Annotated in this window: 13 protein-coding genes; 10 read left to right on the forward strand and 3 right to left on the reverse strand. The window is 70.3% G+C overall.

Annotated features, from left to right (window positions below; all coding sequences use genetic code 11):
* Positions 1-3 precede the first annotated feature (3 nt).
* Positions 4-1,446 (forward strand): GntP family permease, encoded by a 1,443-nt coding sequence (locus ON41_RS13200; RefSeq protein ID WP_040747863.1) that lies wholly within the window; start codon positions 4-6, stop codon positions 1,444-1,446.
* 404 nt (positions 1,447-1,850) lie between these two features.
* Here the strand turns inward: ON41_RS13200 and ON41_RS13205 are convergent, their stop codons facing one another.
* Both ON41_RS13205 and ON41_RS41530 read right to left on the reverse strand, forming a co-directional pair.
* Entirely contained in the window at positions 1,851-2,828 is a 978-nt protein-coding gene (locus ON41_RS13205) for a glycoside hydrolase family 43 protein (RefSeq protein ID WP_051161352.1), read from the reverse strand.
* Between the two features lie 49 nt (positions 2,829-2,877).
* Entirely contained in the window at positions 2,878-3,249 is a 372-nt protein-coding gene (locus tag ON41_RS41530) for an antibiotic biosynthesis monooxygenase family protein (RefSeq protein WP_051161354.1), read from the reverse strand.
* A gap of 123 nt (positions 3,250-3,372) precedes the next feature.
* On the opposite strand from ON41_RS41530, the gene argC reads away from it, so the two are divergent.
* The 6 genes from argC to ON41_RS13240 are packed head-to-tail and all read left to right on the forward strand — an operon-like array spanning position 3,373 to position 9,193.
* Positions 3,373-4,431, forward strand: a complete 1,059-nt coding sequence (gene argC, locus ON41_RS13215; protein ID WP_040747864.1) for an N-acetyl-gamma-glutamyl-phosphate reductase — start codon at positions 3,373-3,375, stop codon at positions 4,429-4,431.
* A complete protein-coding gene (gene argJ, locus ON41_RS13220) occupies positions 4,428-5,645 on the forward strand; it encodes a bifunctional glutamate N-acetyltransferase/amino-acid acetyltransferase ArgJ (protein WP_040747865.1) in 1,218 nt (405 codons plus the stop codon). Before argC ends, argJ begins: the two co-directional genes overlap by 4 nt.
* Entirely contained in the window at positions 5,642-6,568 is a 927-nt protein-coding gene (argB, locus tag ON41_RS13225; RefSeq protein WP_040747866.1) for an acetylglutamate kinase, read from the forward strand. The genes argJ and argB overlap by 4 nt, the downstream gene beginning before the upstream one ends.
* Positions 6,565-7,755 carry an acetylornithine transaminase gene (locus ON41_RS13230; protein ID WP_040747867.1) on the forward strand — a complete coding sequence of 397 codons (1,191 nt, stop codon included), beginning with the start codon at positions 6,565-6,567 and terminating at the stop codon, positions 7,753-7,755. Before argB ends, ON41_RS13230 begins: the two co-directional genes overlap by 4 nt.
* Positions 7,752-8,693, forward strand: a complete 942-nt coding sequence (gene argF, locus ON41_RS13235; protein WP_040747868.1) for an ornithine carbamoyltransferase — start codon at positions 7,752-7,754, stop codon at positions 8,691-8,693. Before ON41_RS13230 ends, argF begins: the two co-directional genes overlap by 4 nt.
* The gene (locus ON41_RS13240; RefSeq protein ID WP_040747869.1) at positions 8,690-9,193 is read left to right on the forward strand and encodes an arginine repressor; all 504 of its coding nucleotides are present in this window, start codon (positions 8,690-8,692) and stop codon (positions 9,191-9,193) included. The genes argF and ON41_RS13240 overlap by 4 nt, the downstream gene beginning before the upstream one ends.
* A 23-nt stretch (positions 9,194-9,216) precedes the next feature.
* On the opposite strand, the gene ON41_RS41535 is transcribed toward ON41_RS13240, so the two are convergent.
* Positions 9,217-9,384: a hypothetical protein gene (locus ON41_RS41535; protein ID WP_157185451.1), complete on the reverse strand. Its 168-nt coding sequence runs from the start codon at positions 9,382-9,384 to the stop codon at positions 9,217-9,219.
* A 386-nt stretch (positions 9,385-9,770) separates the two neighbouring features.
* Here ON41_RS41535 and ON41_RS13245 point away from each other — a divergent pair, with 386 nt between their 5' ends.
* From ON41_RS13245 to argH, 3 genes are all read left to right on the forward strand, one after another.
* Complete coding sequence (locus ON41_RS13245; protein WP_040747870.1) at positions 9,771-10,973, forward strand: argininosuccinate synthase; 1,203 nt, start codon at positions 9,771-9,773, stop codon at positions 10,971-10,973.
* Positions 10,974-11,040: 67 nt separating this feature from the next.
* Positions 11,041-11,943: a class I SAM-dependent methyltransferase gene (locus ON41_RS13250; RefSeq protein ID WP_040747871.1), complete on the forward strand. Its 903-nt coding sequence runs from the start codon at positions 11,041-11,043 to the stop codon at positions 11,941-11,943.
* A complete protein-coding gene (gene argH / locus ON41_RS13255; RefSeq protein WP_040747872.1) occupies positions 11,943-13,364 on the forward strand; it encodes an argininosuccinate lyase in 1,422 nt (473 codons plus the stop codon). Before ON41_RS13250 ends, argH begins: the two co-directional genes overlap by 1 nt.
* Positions 13,365-13,377: the final 13 nt, after the last annotated feature.

A 13,377-nucleotide genomic window follows, 5' to 3' on the forward strand; every position in this document is an offset into this window, starting at 1 on the left:
TCCATGAGCGCCGCCGTCGACTGGCTCCGCACCACCACGCCCGGGCTGCTGGTGCTCTGCGGCCTCGCGATCGCCGTCCTGCTGGTCGCGATCATCAAGGTCAAATTGGAACCGTTCATCGCCCTGCTGCTGACCGGGCTACTGCTGGCGCTGGCGGCCGGGTTGCCGGTGTCGCAGATCGTCGGCACCGCGCTGAAATCCGGTGACTCCCTGCTGGAGACGGGCTTCGGCAGCATCCTCGGGCATATCGCCGTCATCATCGGGCTCGGCACCGTCCTGGGCGCGATCCTCGAACGGTCCGGTGGCGCGGACGTTCTCACCGCCCGGCTGCTGGCGCTGTTCGGGCCCAAGGGCGCCCCCGTCGCCATGGGTCTGGTCGGGCTCATCTTCGGGATCCCGGTGTTCTTCGACATCGGCATCTTCGTGCTGGCGCCGCTGATCTACGTGGCCGCCAAGCGCGGCGGCCGCTCGCTGGTGCTGTACGCCATGCCGATGGTCGCGGGACTGTCGATGACCCATGCGTTCCTGCCGCCGCATCCCGGACCGGTGGCGCTGGGCGGGCTGCTCGGCGTCAGCCTGGGCTGGCTGATCCTGATGGGGCTGGTCTGCGGCCTCCCGGGATTCGTCGCCGCGGGCATCGTGTGGGGCACGTATATCGGTAACCGGGTGCGGGTCGAGGTGCCCGACGAATTCCTGGTGCGGCCGGAGCGCACGGGGTCGGGGCCGGGCGCCACCACCGCCCCGGAACCCGGTGAGACGCTGGAGAAGTCACCGCCGTCGGCCGGGCTGATCGGTGTCATCATCGCCATCCCGCTGGTACTCATCCTCGGCGCGACTTTCGGCACCCAGTTGCTCGACAAGGGGTCGAAACCGTTGCAGGTGCTGACATTTCTCGGCACGCCCGCGGTGGCGCTGCTGATCGCCGTCCTGGTCGCGTTCTACGTCCTCGGCGTGCGCCGCGGATCGACCGTGCGGGAACTGAGCGAGATCACCGCCGATTCGCTGCGGCCGGTCGGCATGCTGCTGCTGGTGGTCGGCGCGGGCGCGTTCTTCGGCAAGGTGATCTCGGCGACGGGCATCGGTGACGCGCTGGCGCACACCATGTCCGACGCCGGGCTGCCGGTGATCGTGCTGGCCTACCTGATCAGCTGCGGCCTACGTATCGCTCAAGGCTCTGCCACGGTGGCCATCGTGACCACCGGCGGTATCGTGGCGCCGCTGGTCGGCGGCCACGGCTACTCGCAGATGGCGATCGCGCTGATAGCCATGGCGATCGCGGCGGGATCGATCGTCCTCAGCCACGTGAACGACGGCGGCTTCTGGATCATCTCGAAATTCTTCAATCTGACCGTCAAACAGACGTTGCAGACGTGGACCGTGCTGGAGACGATCCTGTCGGTGGTGAGTTTCGCGGTGTCGGCGGCGTTGTTCGCGATCGTGGCGTGAGCGCCGCCGCGGCGGTCCCGTCGTAGGTGCAGGTGCGCAGGCGGACGACCGGCTCGGGGGCGACGGGCTCGATGACGATCGGGGCGGACCGGAACCGCCGGCGCGGAGCCGGTGCGCCGCCGATGTGGCAGGTCGTGAGGATGCCCAGCGCGATGGCGGCGGCGATCAGGACGACGAGTAGTAGGAACAACGGACTCTCCCTGGCAGAGCAGTGCGGATGCTGCGGGCAAACGCCGCGGACACCCCCGGTTACGGCAGGGCTCGTAGGACCGCGTTCCCTGTCATGAGGTGAATCGGCCCGCGGCAATCGGCGTTACCGTTGCGCGCGTTACGTTTCCGCATACCCCGGGCAATCCGTCCGGCTGGCGAGTTTCGGCCATCCGGGAATCGCCGGGTCTACGCTCTCAGACGCGGCTGGCGTCGGCGGTGGGGTCGGGCGCGACGCCCACGCCCGGATCGCCGGCCGGAAGCGGAATATCGGCGGACAGGGCCGCCGGCGTGCCGAAATTCGGTGTGCCGTCGGGATTCCAGGTGTACTTCTGGGCGCGCGTGGTGCGCCCGTCGTAGGTGTAATCGGCGGTTTCCTTGCCGTGGTAGACGATCCAGTCCTCGCGGCCGTCGGGGCTGCGGAAGAAGCCGTTCGATCCCGGGCCGAAGACCCCGGCCGCGTCGTCGCGGGTGAAGACCGCAGCGGGATGCTGGATCCAGCTGCCCGGGTCCAGGGGATCGGCGCCGGCCGGGAGCGAGCGCATCCACAGCTGGTAGTCGGGTTTGCCGGTGTCGCAGGTGGAATAGACGAGGAAGGTGGTCCCGTCCCGCTGGAGGATCGCGGGCGCCTCGCGCACCTCCTCGCAGCCGCCCTGGGACTCCAGATAGACCGCGGGCCCGGAGACCGTGATCGGATCGCTCATGGGGGCGATCTGCAACAGGTTGTCCGGGCCGCTCCAAGTGAGGTAGAGGCGGTCACCGAGGCGGAGCAGTTCGGGGTCGATGGCCCAGACGTCGGGCGCGCCGAGCTGGGCGGCGAAGTCGTAGGGTCCGAGCGGATCGGCGCCCCGCGATTTCAGGACGTAGAGCCGGTGGCCCTCCTCGGTGCCGTCGCCCGCCGTGTAATAGAAGTACCAGTGCCCGTCGATCAGGTGGAACGACGGCGCCCACATGTCCTGATTGCGGGACGGGTCGCCGTCCTGCCAGACGGTGACCGGCTGTGCGGCGGTCAGCCCGGCCAGCGACGGCGCCTTCCAGATGCGCAGGCAGTCGTTCTGGCTGGAGGACAGGTAGTAGTCGCCCTCGTGGAATATCAGGAAGGGGTCGGGGCCCGGATTCAACGGATTGCGGAACGTCTGGTCGGCCACGAGATCCTCCCCCGCCCTGACGGGCATCGCACTGCGCTGTACGGGTCGGACTCTAGGGCATCACCCCCGGCGCGTTCTACCCCGCCGCCGGGTCCGGATCGTGATCCGTTGGGGCGGAAGGGGTTCGGGCTTCCTCGGTGAAGACCACCTCGCACGGCACGGGGTCGACGCGGTCGGCGAGTTCGGCCACCCGGGCCGAGAACGCCCGGAACTCCTCGGTGCTCCGGGCCCGGTCGTACAGTTCGCGGCTCTCCCACTGGCCGTAGTTCACCAGCCGCGTGGAGTCCTCCGTGCGGTGCAGGTTGGCCGAGCGGAATCCGGGCTGCCGTGCGATGAAATCCGTTGTGGTGCGTTCGATCTCGGCGAGAAGCGCATCACAGTTCTCGGGCCGGACGTGCAGGGTGATGATCAGCGTGAGAATGCCGGGCCGGGTGGTGATGACGGACATGAGCTGTTGCCTCCGGTCGTCGTTCGGTGCCTGCGGCCGAGGGTAGTATTGATATGCGCGCTTATCAACTGATGAGTGAACCCCGCCCGTGAATGAGCTTGCACAATCATGCATAATCATCACATGGCGGATACCTCGAGTGGGCCCGTGCTGCGGGTCGCGGTGGCTGGTGCGAGCGGATACGCGGGCGGTGAGGTCCTGCGCCTGCTGCTGGGGCATCCGGAGCACCGATCGGGGCGCCTCGAGATCGGGGCGCTGACCGCGGGATCCAACGCCGGAACCACGCTCGGCCAGCTCCAGCCGCAGCTGCTGCCGCTGGCCGATCGCGTCCTCCAGGAGACCACCCCCGAGGTCCTGGCCGGGCACGACGTGGTGTTCCTCGGGCTGCCGCACGGCCAGTCGGCGGCCATCGCGCGGGAACTGCCCGAATCCACCGTGATCATCGACTGCGGCGCCGACTTCCGGCTCACCGACGCCGAGGCGTGGGAGAAGTACTACAAGTCCCCGCACGCGGGCAGCTGGCCCTACGGTCTGCCGGAACTGCCCGGCGCCCGGGACGCGCTGCGCGGCGCCACCCGCATCGCCGTACCGGGCTGCTACCCGACGGTGTCCACCCTCGCGCTGGCCCCGGCCGTCGCCGCGGGCATCGTCGACCCGGCCGTGACCGTCGTCGCCGTGACCGGGACCTCCGGCGCGGGCCGCAAACTCGACGTGGGCCTGCTCGGGTCCGAGGTGATGGGCTCGGTCCGCGCCTACAACATCGCCGGTGCGCACCGGCACACCCCGGAGATCGCCCAGAATCTGAAGGCGGTCGGCGGCGCCGACGTGACGGTGTCCTTCACGCCGGTGCTGGCGCCGATGCCGCGCGGCATCCTGGCCACCTGCACCGCACCCACCCGGGTCGACGCCGCACAGGCCCGCGCGGTCTACGAGAAGGCCTACGCCGACGAGCCTTTCGTGCACCTGCTGCCGGAAGGCGTGCTGCCCCAGACCGGTTCGGTGCTCGGCTCCAACGCGGTCACGCTCCAGGTGGCCGTGGACGCCGACGCCGGGCAGCTGGTGGTGATCGGCGCGATCGACAATCTGACCAAGGGCACCGCGGGCGCCGCGGTGCAATCGATGAACCTGGCGCTCGGTCTCGACGAGACCGCCGGACTTTCCACCGTAGGAGTGGCACCGTGACATCGACCGATATCGCCGGCGGAAAGCTGGTCCGCACCCAGGGCGTGACCGCGCCGCTCGGCTTCCGCGCCGCCGGGATCGCGGCCGGTATCAAGGCCAGCGGAAATCCCGATCTCGCACTGGTTTTCAGCGAGGGCCCCGAATACTCGGCGGCGGGCGTATTCACCAGCAACAAGGTCAAGGCGGCCCCGGTGCTGTGGTCGCAGCAGGTGCTGACCGGTGGTCACCTGCGTGCGGTGATCCTGAACTCCGGCGGCGCCAACGCCTGCACCGGACCGGGCGGCTTCCAGGACACCCACGCCACCGCCGAGGAACTCGCGAAGGCGTTGAGCAACTGGGGAACCGACACCGGCGCGGGCGAGATCGCCGTCTGCTCGACGGGTCTCATCGGCGACCGGCTCCCGATGGAGAAACTGCTGCCCGCGGTCACCGAGATCGTGCGCGAGATGGGCGGCGGGCTGAACGGCGGCACCGACGCCGCCTACGCCATCATGACCACCGACACCGTGCCCAAGCAGACGGCCTTCCACCACGCCGACAAGTGGAACGTCGGCGGGATGGCCAAGGGCGCGGGCATGCTGGCGCCCTCGCTGGCCACCATGCTGGTGGTGCTCACCACCGACGCGGTCGCCACCCCGGAACAGCTGGACCGCGCGCTGCGCAACGCCACCCGCCGCACCTTCGACCGGCTCGACGTCGACGGCTCGTGCTCCACCAACGACACCGTGCTGCTGCTCGCCAACGGCGCGAGCGCGGTGACCCCCAGCCAGGAGGACCTCGACGCCGCGGTGCTGGCGGTGTGCGACGACCTGGCCGCGCAGCTCATGGCCGACGCCGAGGGCGTCACCAAGCGCGTCCTGGTCACCGTGACCGGCGCCGCCGACGAGGACGAGGCGCTCGTGGGCGCCCGCACCGTCGCCCGCGACTCGCTGGTCAAGACGGCGCTGTTCGGCTCGGACCCGAACTGGGGCCGGGTGCTGGCGGCCGTCGGCATGGCGCCGATATCGCTGGAGGCGGACCGGATCTCGGTGTCGTTCAACGGACGTCCGGTGTGCGTGAACGGTACGGGCGCGCCCGGCGCGCGCGAGGTCGACCTGTCGGGGGCCGATATCCACGTGGTGATCGACCTCGGCATGGGCGAGGGCGAGGCCACCATCCGCACCACCGACCTGTCGCACGGGTACGTCGAAGAGAATTCGGCGTACAGCTCATGAGTCTGCCTCTGACACAGCAGCTCTCGGCGCTGGACAAGGCGCACGTGCTGGCCGGCGCGCTGCCGTGGCTGCAGAAGTTCCGCGACAAGATCGTGGTCGTGAAGTACGGCGGCAACGCCATGGTCGACGACAACCTCAAGGAGGCGTTCGCGGCCGATATGGCGTTCCTGCGCACGGTCGGGGTGCATCCGGTCGTGGTGCACGGCGGCGGCCCGCAGATCAGCGCCATGCTCCAGAAACTGGGCCTGCAGGGCGAATTCCGCGGCGGCTTCCGCGTCACCACCCCCGAGGTGATGGAGGTCGTGCGCATGGTGCTGTTCGGCCAGGTCGGGCGCGAGCTGGTCGGGCTGATCAACGCGCACGGCCCGTACGCGGTCGGCATCTCCGGCGAGGACGCGCGGCTGTTCACCGCGACCCGCCGCACCGTCACCGTCGAGGGCGTGGCCACCGATATCGGGCTGGTCGGCGACGTCACCTCGGTGGACCCGGACGCGGTGCTGGATCTCATTCGGGCGGGCCGGATTCCGGTGGTCTCGACCATCGCCCCCGACGCCGACGGCGTGGTGCACAACATCAACGCCGACACCGCCGCCGCGGCGCTCGCCGAGGGGATCGGCGCCGAGAAACTGGTGGTGCTCACCGATGTCGAGGGCCTCTACACGAACTGGCCGGACCGCTCGTCGCTCACCACCCACATCGACACGGCCGCGCTGACCGCGCTGCTGCCGAGCCTGGACGCCGGGATGGTGCCGAAGATGGAGGCGTGCCTGCGCGCCGTCCTGGGCGGCGTGCCGACCGCGCACGTGATCGACGGACGCGTCCCGCACGCGGTACTGCTGGAGCTGTTCACCGGGGAAGGTATCGGAACGATGGTGACCCCCGGCGGGCCGGGGCACGACACGGTAGGAACGGAAACGCCATGAGCACCAAGGACTTACAGCAGCGGTGGTCGTCCGCGCTGATGAACAACTACGGCACCCCGAAGGTGGCGCTGGAGCGCGGCGCGGGCGCGGTGGTCTACGACGCCGACGGCAAGCGCTACGTCGACTTCCTCGGCGGCATCGCGGTCAACAGCCTGGGGCACGCGCATCCGGCGATCCTCGCCGCGGTCACCCAGCAGCTGGGCACGCTCGGGCACGTCTCGAATCTGTATGCCAGCGAACCGGTGATCGAACTGGCCGAGCGGCTGCTGGCGCCCTTCGGCGACGGCAGCGGGCGGGCGTTCTTCTGCAACTCCGGCACCGAGGCCAACGAGGCGGCGTTCAAGATCGCGCGGCTGACCGGGCGCCGCAAGATCATCGCGTGCGACGAGGCGTTCCACGGCCGCACCATGGGCGCGCTCGCACTGACCGGCCAGCCCTCGAAGCGGACGCCGTTCGAACCGCTGCCGCCGGGCGTCGTGCACATCCCGTACGGGGATCCGCTCGCGCTGGCCCGCGCGGTCGACGAGGACACCGCCGCGGTCTTCCTGGAACCGATCATGGGGGAGAGCGGCGTCGTGGTGCCGCCGCCGGACTATCTCGCCAAGGCGCGCGCGATCACCGCGGACCACGGCGCGCTGCTGATCCTCGACGAGGTGCAGACCGGGATCGGCCGCACCGGACGGTTCTACGCGCACCACGCGGCGGGCATCGTGCCCGACGTGATCACCCTCGCCAAGGGGCTGGGCGGCGGGCTGCCGATCGGCGCGGTACTCGCGCAGGGCCCGGCGGCCGAGCTGCTCGCCCCGGGCCTGCACGGCACCACCTTCGGCGGCAATCCGGTCTGTGCCGCGGCGGCGCTGGCGGTGCTGCGCACCATCGACGAGAGCGGCCTGCTCGCCCATGTCGAGGCGGTCGGCAAGACCCTGATCGACGGCATCGCCGACCTCGGCCATCCGCTGGTGGATCACGTGCGCGGCGCGGGCCTGCTCATCGGAATCCAACTGACACAACCGGTCTCGGCGCGGGTGGAAGAATCCGCCCGGGCGGCGGGCTACCTGGTGAATCCGCCCAAGCCGGACGTCATCCGGCTGGCCCCACCCTTGGTCCTCACCGAGGCTCAGGCCGAAAATTTCTTGTCGGACCTGCCGGGCATCCTGGACACCGCACAGACCGAGGGGGAGCAGTGAGCATTCGCCATTTCCTGCGGGACGACGACGTCTCACCCGCCGAGCAGGCCGAGATCCTCGCGCTGGCGGCGGAATTGAAGAAGTCGCCCTTCGCGCACCGGCCGCTGGAGGGGCCGCGCGGGGTCGGGGTGATCTTCGAGAAGAACTCGACCCGCACGCGGTTCTCCTTCGAGGTCGGCATCGCGCAGCTCGGCGGCCACGCGGTCGTGGTGGACGGCCGCGATACGCAGCTGGGCCGGGAGGAGACGCTGGCCGACACCGGCCGCGTGCTGTCGCGCTATGTCGACGCGGTGGTCTGGCGCACCTTCGAACAGGAGCGGCTGGACGAGATGGCCTCCGCCGCCACGGTTCCCGTGGTGAACGCGCTGTCCAACGAGTTCCACCCGTGCCAGGTGCTTGCCGATCTGCTCACTCTGGCCGAGCACAAGGGCGACCTCGCCGGGCGCACCCTCACCTACCTCGGCGACGGCGCCAACAATATGGCCCACTCGCTGCTGCTGGGCGGCGTGACCGCGGGCCTGAACGTGACCGTCGCCGCGCCCGCCGGATTCGAACCGGCCGACTGGGTCCTCGAGGCCGCCCGCAAGCGCGCCGCGGAGACCGGGGCGACGGTCGCGGTCTCGGGCGATCCGGTCGCGGCGGTCGCGGGCGCCGACGCCGTTGTCACCGACGCCTGGACGTCGATGGGCCAGGAGAACGACGGCCTGGACCGGGTCGGCCCGTTCCGCCCGTTCCAGCTCAACGGCGAGCTGCTGTCCCACGCCGCCGCGGATGCCGTTGTGCTGCACTGCCTTCCGGCTCATCGCGGGGAGGAGATCACCGACGAGGTGATCGACGGCCCGCACAGCGTGGTGTGGGACGAGGCGGAGAACCGGCTGCACGCGCAGAAGGCGCTACTGGTCTGGCTGCTGGCCAAGCGCGCCGGCGGTGCGCGATGAGCGAGCGAACCAAGCCCGGCCCGCTGGTCGCACGGACCCGGGCCGGGCGCCAGCAGCGGATCGTGGAACTGCTGTCCGCCCACGCGGTGCGAAGCCAGACCGAGCTGGCCGCGCTGCTGGCCACCGAGGGCATCGAGACCACGCAGGCCACCCTGTCGCGCGACCTGGACGAGCTGGGCGCGGTGAAGCTGCGCGCCGCGGACGGCGGTGCGGGAATCTACGTGGTCCCCGAGGACGGCAGCCCGGTCCGCGGCGTCACCGGCGGCACCGACCGCCTGTCCAAACTGCTCGGCGATCTGCTGGTCTCCACCGACCACAGCGGCAATATCGCCGTGCTGCGCACGCCGCCCGGCGCGGCGCACTTCCTGGCCAGCGCCCTGGACCGCGCGGCCCTGCCGGAGATCGTCGGCACCATCGCCGGCGACGACACCATCGCCGTCATCGCCCGCGAACCCTTGACGGGCGCCCAGCTCGCCGCGAAGATCGAGCACTGGGCCTGAGCCGGGCCGGGAAGATACGGCGCCTAGGCCAGCGGATACTGCCCCGGCGGATATGCCCCGCCGCCCCCGTGCCCGCCGGGCCCGGATCCGCCGATGCCGATGATGTGCTCGACGAAGCTCAGCACGGCCTCCCCGATCCCCAGCACATCCCGCCCGAGCACGCCGAAGTACTCCGCAAACGTCGAATACATCCGCCCTGTCCTTCCGCCGTACCGGTCACCTGCCCATCCAGCGTCGCACGGCGGGAGCCCCGGATGTCGGTAATCCCTTGGTCGCCTTGGGGTTCAGTCAGGTTTGTCCCGATTCGCCCGGGTGTCGCGCCGGGTGTCCCACCCGCGCGCTTTTCTCGGCACCCTGTCGTCTTCCCATGCGTGCCGAGGTTGCTCTCGGGCCCCCGAGGGATGCTTGCCACCCCTGCCGGCGCTCCCCGATACCCCCAGTTATGAATGGGCTTGCATCGTCGTGCATAATCATTTGTACGTGGTGGGTGCCGTCCCGGGGAGGGGGCCTGGCGCCGCCCGGCTCGCGGAGCGGGCACCGGACTTGGATACGCACGAAACCTGAGGAGCTAACAGATATGGCCGATCGCGTCGTACTCGCCTACTCCGGCGGGCTGGACACCTCCGTCGCCATCAGCTGGATCGGCAAGGAGACCGGGGCCGAGGTGGTCGCGGTCGCGATCGACCTGGGCCAGGGCGGCGAGGATATGAACGTCGTGCGGCAGCGAGCGATCGACTGCGGCGCCGTCGAGGCCATCGTCGTGGACGCGCGCGACGAGTTCGCCGACGAGTACTGCCTGCCGACCGTGCAGGCCAACGCCCTGTACATGGGCCGCTACCCGCTGGTCTCGGCGATCAGCCGCCCGCTGATCGTCAAGCACCTGGTCGAGGCCGCCGAGTACCACAACGCCTCCACCGTCGCGCACGGCTGCACCGGCAAGGGCAACGACCAGGTCCGCTTCGAGGTCGGCATCGGCGCGCTGGCCCCGGACCTGAATGTGATCGCCCCGGTCCGCGACTACGCCTGGACCCGCGAGAAGGCCATCGCCTTCGCCGAGGAGAACAGCCTGCCCATCACGGTCAGCAAGAAGTCGCCGTTCTCCATCGACCAGAACCTGTGGGGCCGCGCGGTCGAGACCGGCTTCCTCGAGGATCTGTGGAACGCCCCGACCAAGGACGTCTACGACTACACCGTGGACCCGACCGTCAACTTCGAGGCCCCCGACGAGCTGATCGTCACCTTCGACAAGGGTGTGCCGGTCGCCATCGACGGCCGTCCGGTCAGCGTTCTCGAGGCCATCACCGAACTCAACACCCGGGCCGGCCGTCAGGGCGTGGGCCGCCTGGACATGGTCGAGGACCGGCTCGTCGGCATCAAGAGCCGCGAGATCTACGAGGCCCCGGGCGCGATCGCGCTGATCGCCGCGCACCAGGAACTGGAGGCGGTCACCGTCGAGCGCGAACTGGGCCGGTACAAGCGGCAGGTCGAGCAGCGCTGGGGCGAGCTGGTGTACGACGGCCTGTGGTTCTCGCCGCTGAAGCGCGCGCTGGACGCGTTCGTGCGCGACACCCAGGAGCACGTGTCCGGCCAGATCCGGATGGTGCTGCACGGCGGCAACGTCGTCGTCAACGGACGCCGCAGCGAGGAGTCGCTCTACGACTTCAACCTCGCCACCTACGACGAGGGCGACACCTTCGACCAGTCGCTGGCCAAGGGATTCGTGCAGATCCACGGCCTGTCGTCGAAGGTCGCCGCGCGCCGGGACCTCAGCAAGAAGTAGTAGCCTGCGACCGGAGCCGAGCAGCCGCGGATTTCCCCGGCCGGCGCCGCGAGACAGGAGGCGCCCGTTGCGCACCGACGACGACAGCTGGGACATCACCGAGAGCGTGGGCATCACGGCCGTGGGCGTGGCGGCCATGCGCGCCGTCGAATCCCGGCGGCCCGACGCGCTGTTCCGGGATCCGTACGCCGAGCGGCTGGTGGACGCGGTCGGATCGGGCTGGACCGAGATCATGCGCGGCGAGGTCCGCAGCGAGTCCGGGCGGTTGTACGGGCCGATGGGTGCGGTCCTGATCGCGCGCACGGTGTACTTCGACGAGTACTTCCATGCGGCCGCCGCCGACGGTATCCGGCAGGTGGTGATCCTGGCCTCCGGCCTCGACGCGCGGGCCTACCGGCTCGAATGGCCTTCGGACACGGTGGTTTTCGAGCTGGATCAGCCGAAGGTGCTGGAGTTCAAGGCGCGGGCGCTCGGCGGTGAACGCCTGTCGATCGAGCGGCACGAGGTGGCGGTCGACCTGCGGCAGGACTGGCCGAAGGCGCTGCGGGACAACGGATTCGATCCCGCCGCGCCGACGGCCTGGCTGGCCGAGGGGCTGCTGCGCTACCTGCCCGCCGACGCGCAGGACCGGCTGTTCGCCGAGGTCGTGGCGCTCAGCGCGCCGGGCAGCCGGATGGCGCTGAATATCGGCCGCGACCAGCGTGCGGACTCGGCCGAGATCCGCGAATTGCAGGCCCGGCGCAGCGAGGCCCTCGCGGCGGCCGGGATCACCGTCGACGTGCGAGACCTGTGGTACTCGTGGGAGGGCCGCTCGGATCCGCGCGACTGGTTCGCCGACCACGGCTGGACTGTGACCGCGGCGGAACCGGCCGACGTCCTCACCGGGCACGGCCGCGAGGCGACGGACGTATCCCGACCCGAGATGAACCGACACATTCTGATGACCGCGACACTAGGAGACGACAACTGATGACCCAGGGCGGCGGCACCAACGAAGGGGCGCTGTGGGGCGGACGGTTCGCGTCCGGCCCGGCCGCGGCGATGGCCGCGCTGAGCAAGTCGACCCACTTCGACTGGGCGCTGGCGCCCTACGACATTCGCGCGTCCAAGGCGCACGCGCGCGTGCTGCACAAGGCGGGCCTGCTGTCCGACGGTGACCTCGACGGCATGCTGACCGGGCTGGACCGGCTCGCCGCGGATGTGGAGTCGGGCGCGTTCGGCCCGGCCGACTCCGACGAGGATGTGCACGGCGCGCTGGAACGCGGCCTGATCGAGCGGGTCGGCACCGAACTCGGTGGGCGGCTGCGCGCGGGCCGCTCGCGCAACGATCAGGTGGCGACGCTGTTCCGGATGTGGCTGCGGGACGCGGTGCGCCGCGTCGCGTCGGGCGTGCTGGACGTGGTCGACGCGCTCGTCGCGCAGGCGGCCGCCCACCCCGACGCGGTGATGCCGGGCAAGACGCACCTGCAGGCCGCACAGCCCGTTCTGCTGGCGCATCAGCTGCTGGCACACGCACATCCGCTGCTGCGCGATGTCGACCGGCTGCGCGACTTCGACAAGCGGGCGGCCGTGTCGCCCTACGGGTCCGGCGCGCTGGCGGGTTCGTCGCTGGGCCTGGATCCCGAGGCGATCGCCGCCGACCTGGATTTCGATGCGGCCGCGGCCAATTCGATCGACGCCACCTCTTCGCGCGACTTCGCCGCCGAGGCCGCCTTCGTGCTGGCCATGATCGCGGTCGACCTGTCGCGCATGGCCGAAGAGGTGATCATCTGGAGCACACCGGAATTCGGCTACATCACCCTCGCCGACGCCTGGTCCACCGGCTCGTCGATCATGCCGCAGAAGAAGAATCCGGACGTGTCGGAGCTGACCCGCGGTAAGGCGGGCCGCCTCATCGGCAACCTCACCGGCCTGCTCGCCACCCTCAAGGCGCAGCCCCTCGCCTACAACCGGGACCTGCAGGAGGACAAGGAGCCCCTGTTCGACTCGGCGGCTCAGCTGGAGCTGCTCCTGCCCGCCATCGCCGGCCTGGTCTCCACCCTGACCTTCCACACCGACCGCATGGCCGAACTGGCCCCCGCCGGCTACACCCTCGCCACCGATATCGCCGAATGGCTGGTCCGCCAAGGCGTCCCGTTCCGCGTCGCCCACGAGGCCGCCGGCGGCTGCGTCCGCGCCGCCGAATCCCGCGGCGTCGGCCTCGCCGAACTCACCGACGAGGAATTCGCCGCCGTAGACCCCGCCCTCACCCCCCAGGTCCGCGAGGTCCTCACCGTCCAGGGCTCCATCGCCTCCCGCAACGCCCGCGGCGGCACCGCAGGAGTCCAGGTAGCCAAGCAACTGGAAGAAGTCCGCTCGGCAAGCACCGAATCCCGCAACTGGCTGACCTGATTCCCGAATCCAC

The sequence above is a fragment of the Nocardia transvalensis NBRC 15921 genome (assembly GCF_000308875.1).
GTDB classification, from domain to species: Bacteria; Actinomycetota; Actinomycetes; order Mycobacteriales; family Mycobacteriaceae; genus Nocardia; species Nocardia transvalensis.

Excerpts from the sequence above, each read along its gene's own strand:
- ON41_RS13205 (WP_051161352.1), bottom strand. The coding sequence starts at position 2,828 with ATGCCCGTCAGGGCGGGGGAGGATCTCGTGGCCGACCAGACGTTCCGC.
- argH (WP_040747872.1), top strand. The coding sequence starts at position 11,943 with ATGACCCAGGGCGGCGGCACCAACGAAGGGGCGCTGTGGGGCGGACGG.
- ON41_RS13240 (WP_040747869.1), top strand. The coding sequence starts at position 8,690 with ATGAGCGAGCGAACCAAGCCCGGCCCGCTGGTCGCACGGACCCGGGCC.
- ON41_RS13200 (WP_040747863.1), top strand. The coding sequence starts at position 4 with ATGAGCGCCGCCGTCGACTGGCTCCGCACCACCACGCCCGGGCTGCTG.
- ON41_RS13230 (WP_040747867.1), top strand. The coding sequence starts at position 6,565 with ATGAGCACCAAGGACTTACAGCAGCGGTGGTCGTCCGCGCTGATGAAC.
- ON41_RS41530 (WP_051161354.1), bottom strand. The coding sequence starts at position 3,249 with ATGTCCGTCATCACCACCCGGCCCGGCATTCTCACGCTGATCATCACC.
- argC (WP_040747864.1), top strand. The coding sequence starts at position 3,373 with ATGGCGGATACCTCGAGTGGGCCCGTGCTGCGGGTCGCGGTGGCTGGT.
- argB (WP_040747866.1), top strand. The coding sequence starts at position 5,642 with ATGAGTCTGCCTCTGACACAGCAGCTCTCGGCGCTGGACAAGGCGCAC.
- ON41_RS41535 (WP_157185451.1), bottom strand. The coding sequence starts at position 9,384 with ATGTATTCGACGTTTGCGGAGTACTTCGGCGTGCTCGGGCGGGATGTG.
- ON41_RS13245 (WP_040747870.1), top strand. The coding sequence starts at position 9,771 with ATGGCCGATCGCGTCGTACTCGCCTACTCCGGCGGGCTGGACACCTCC.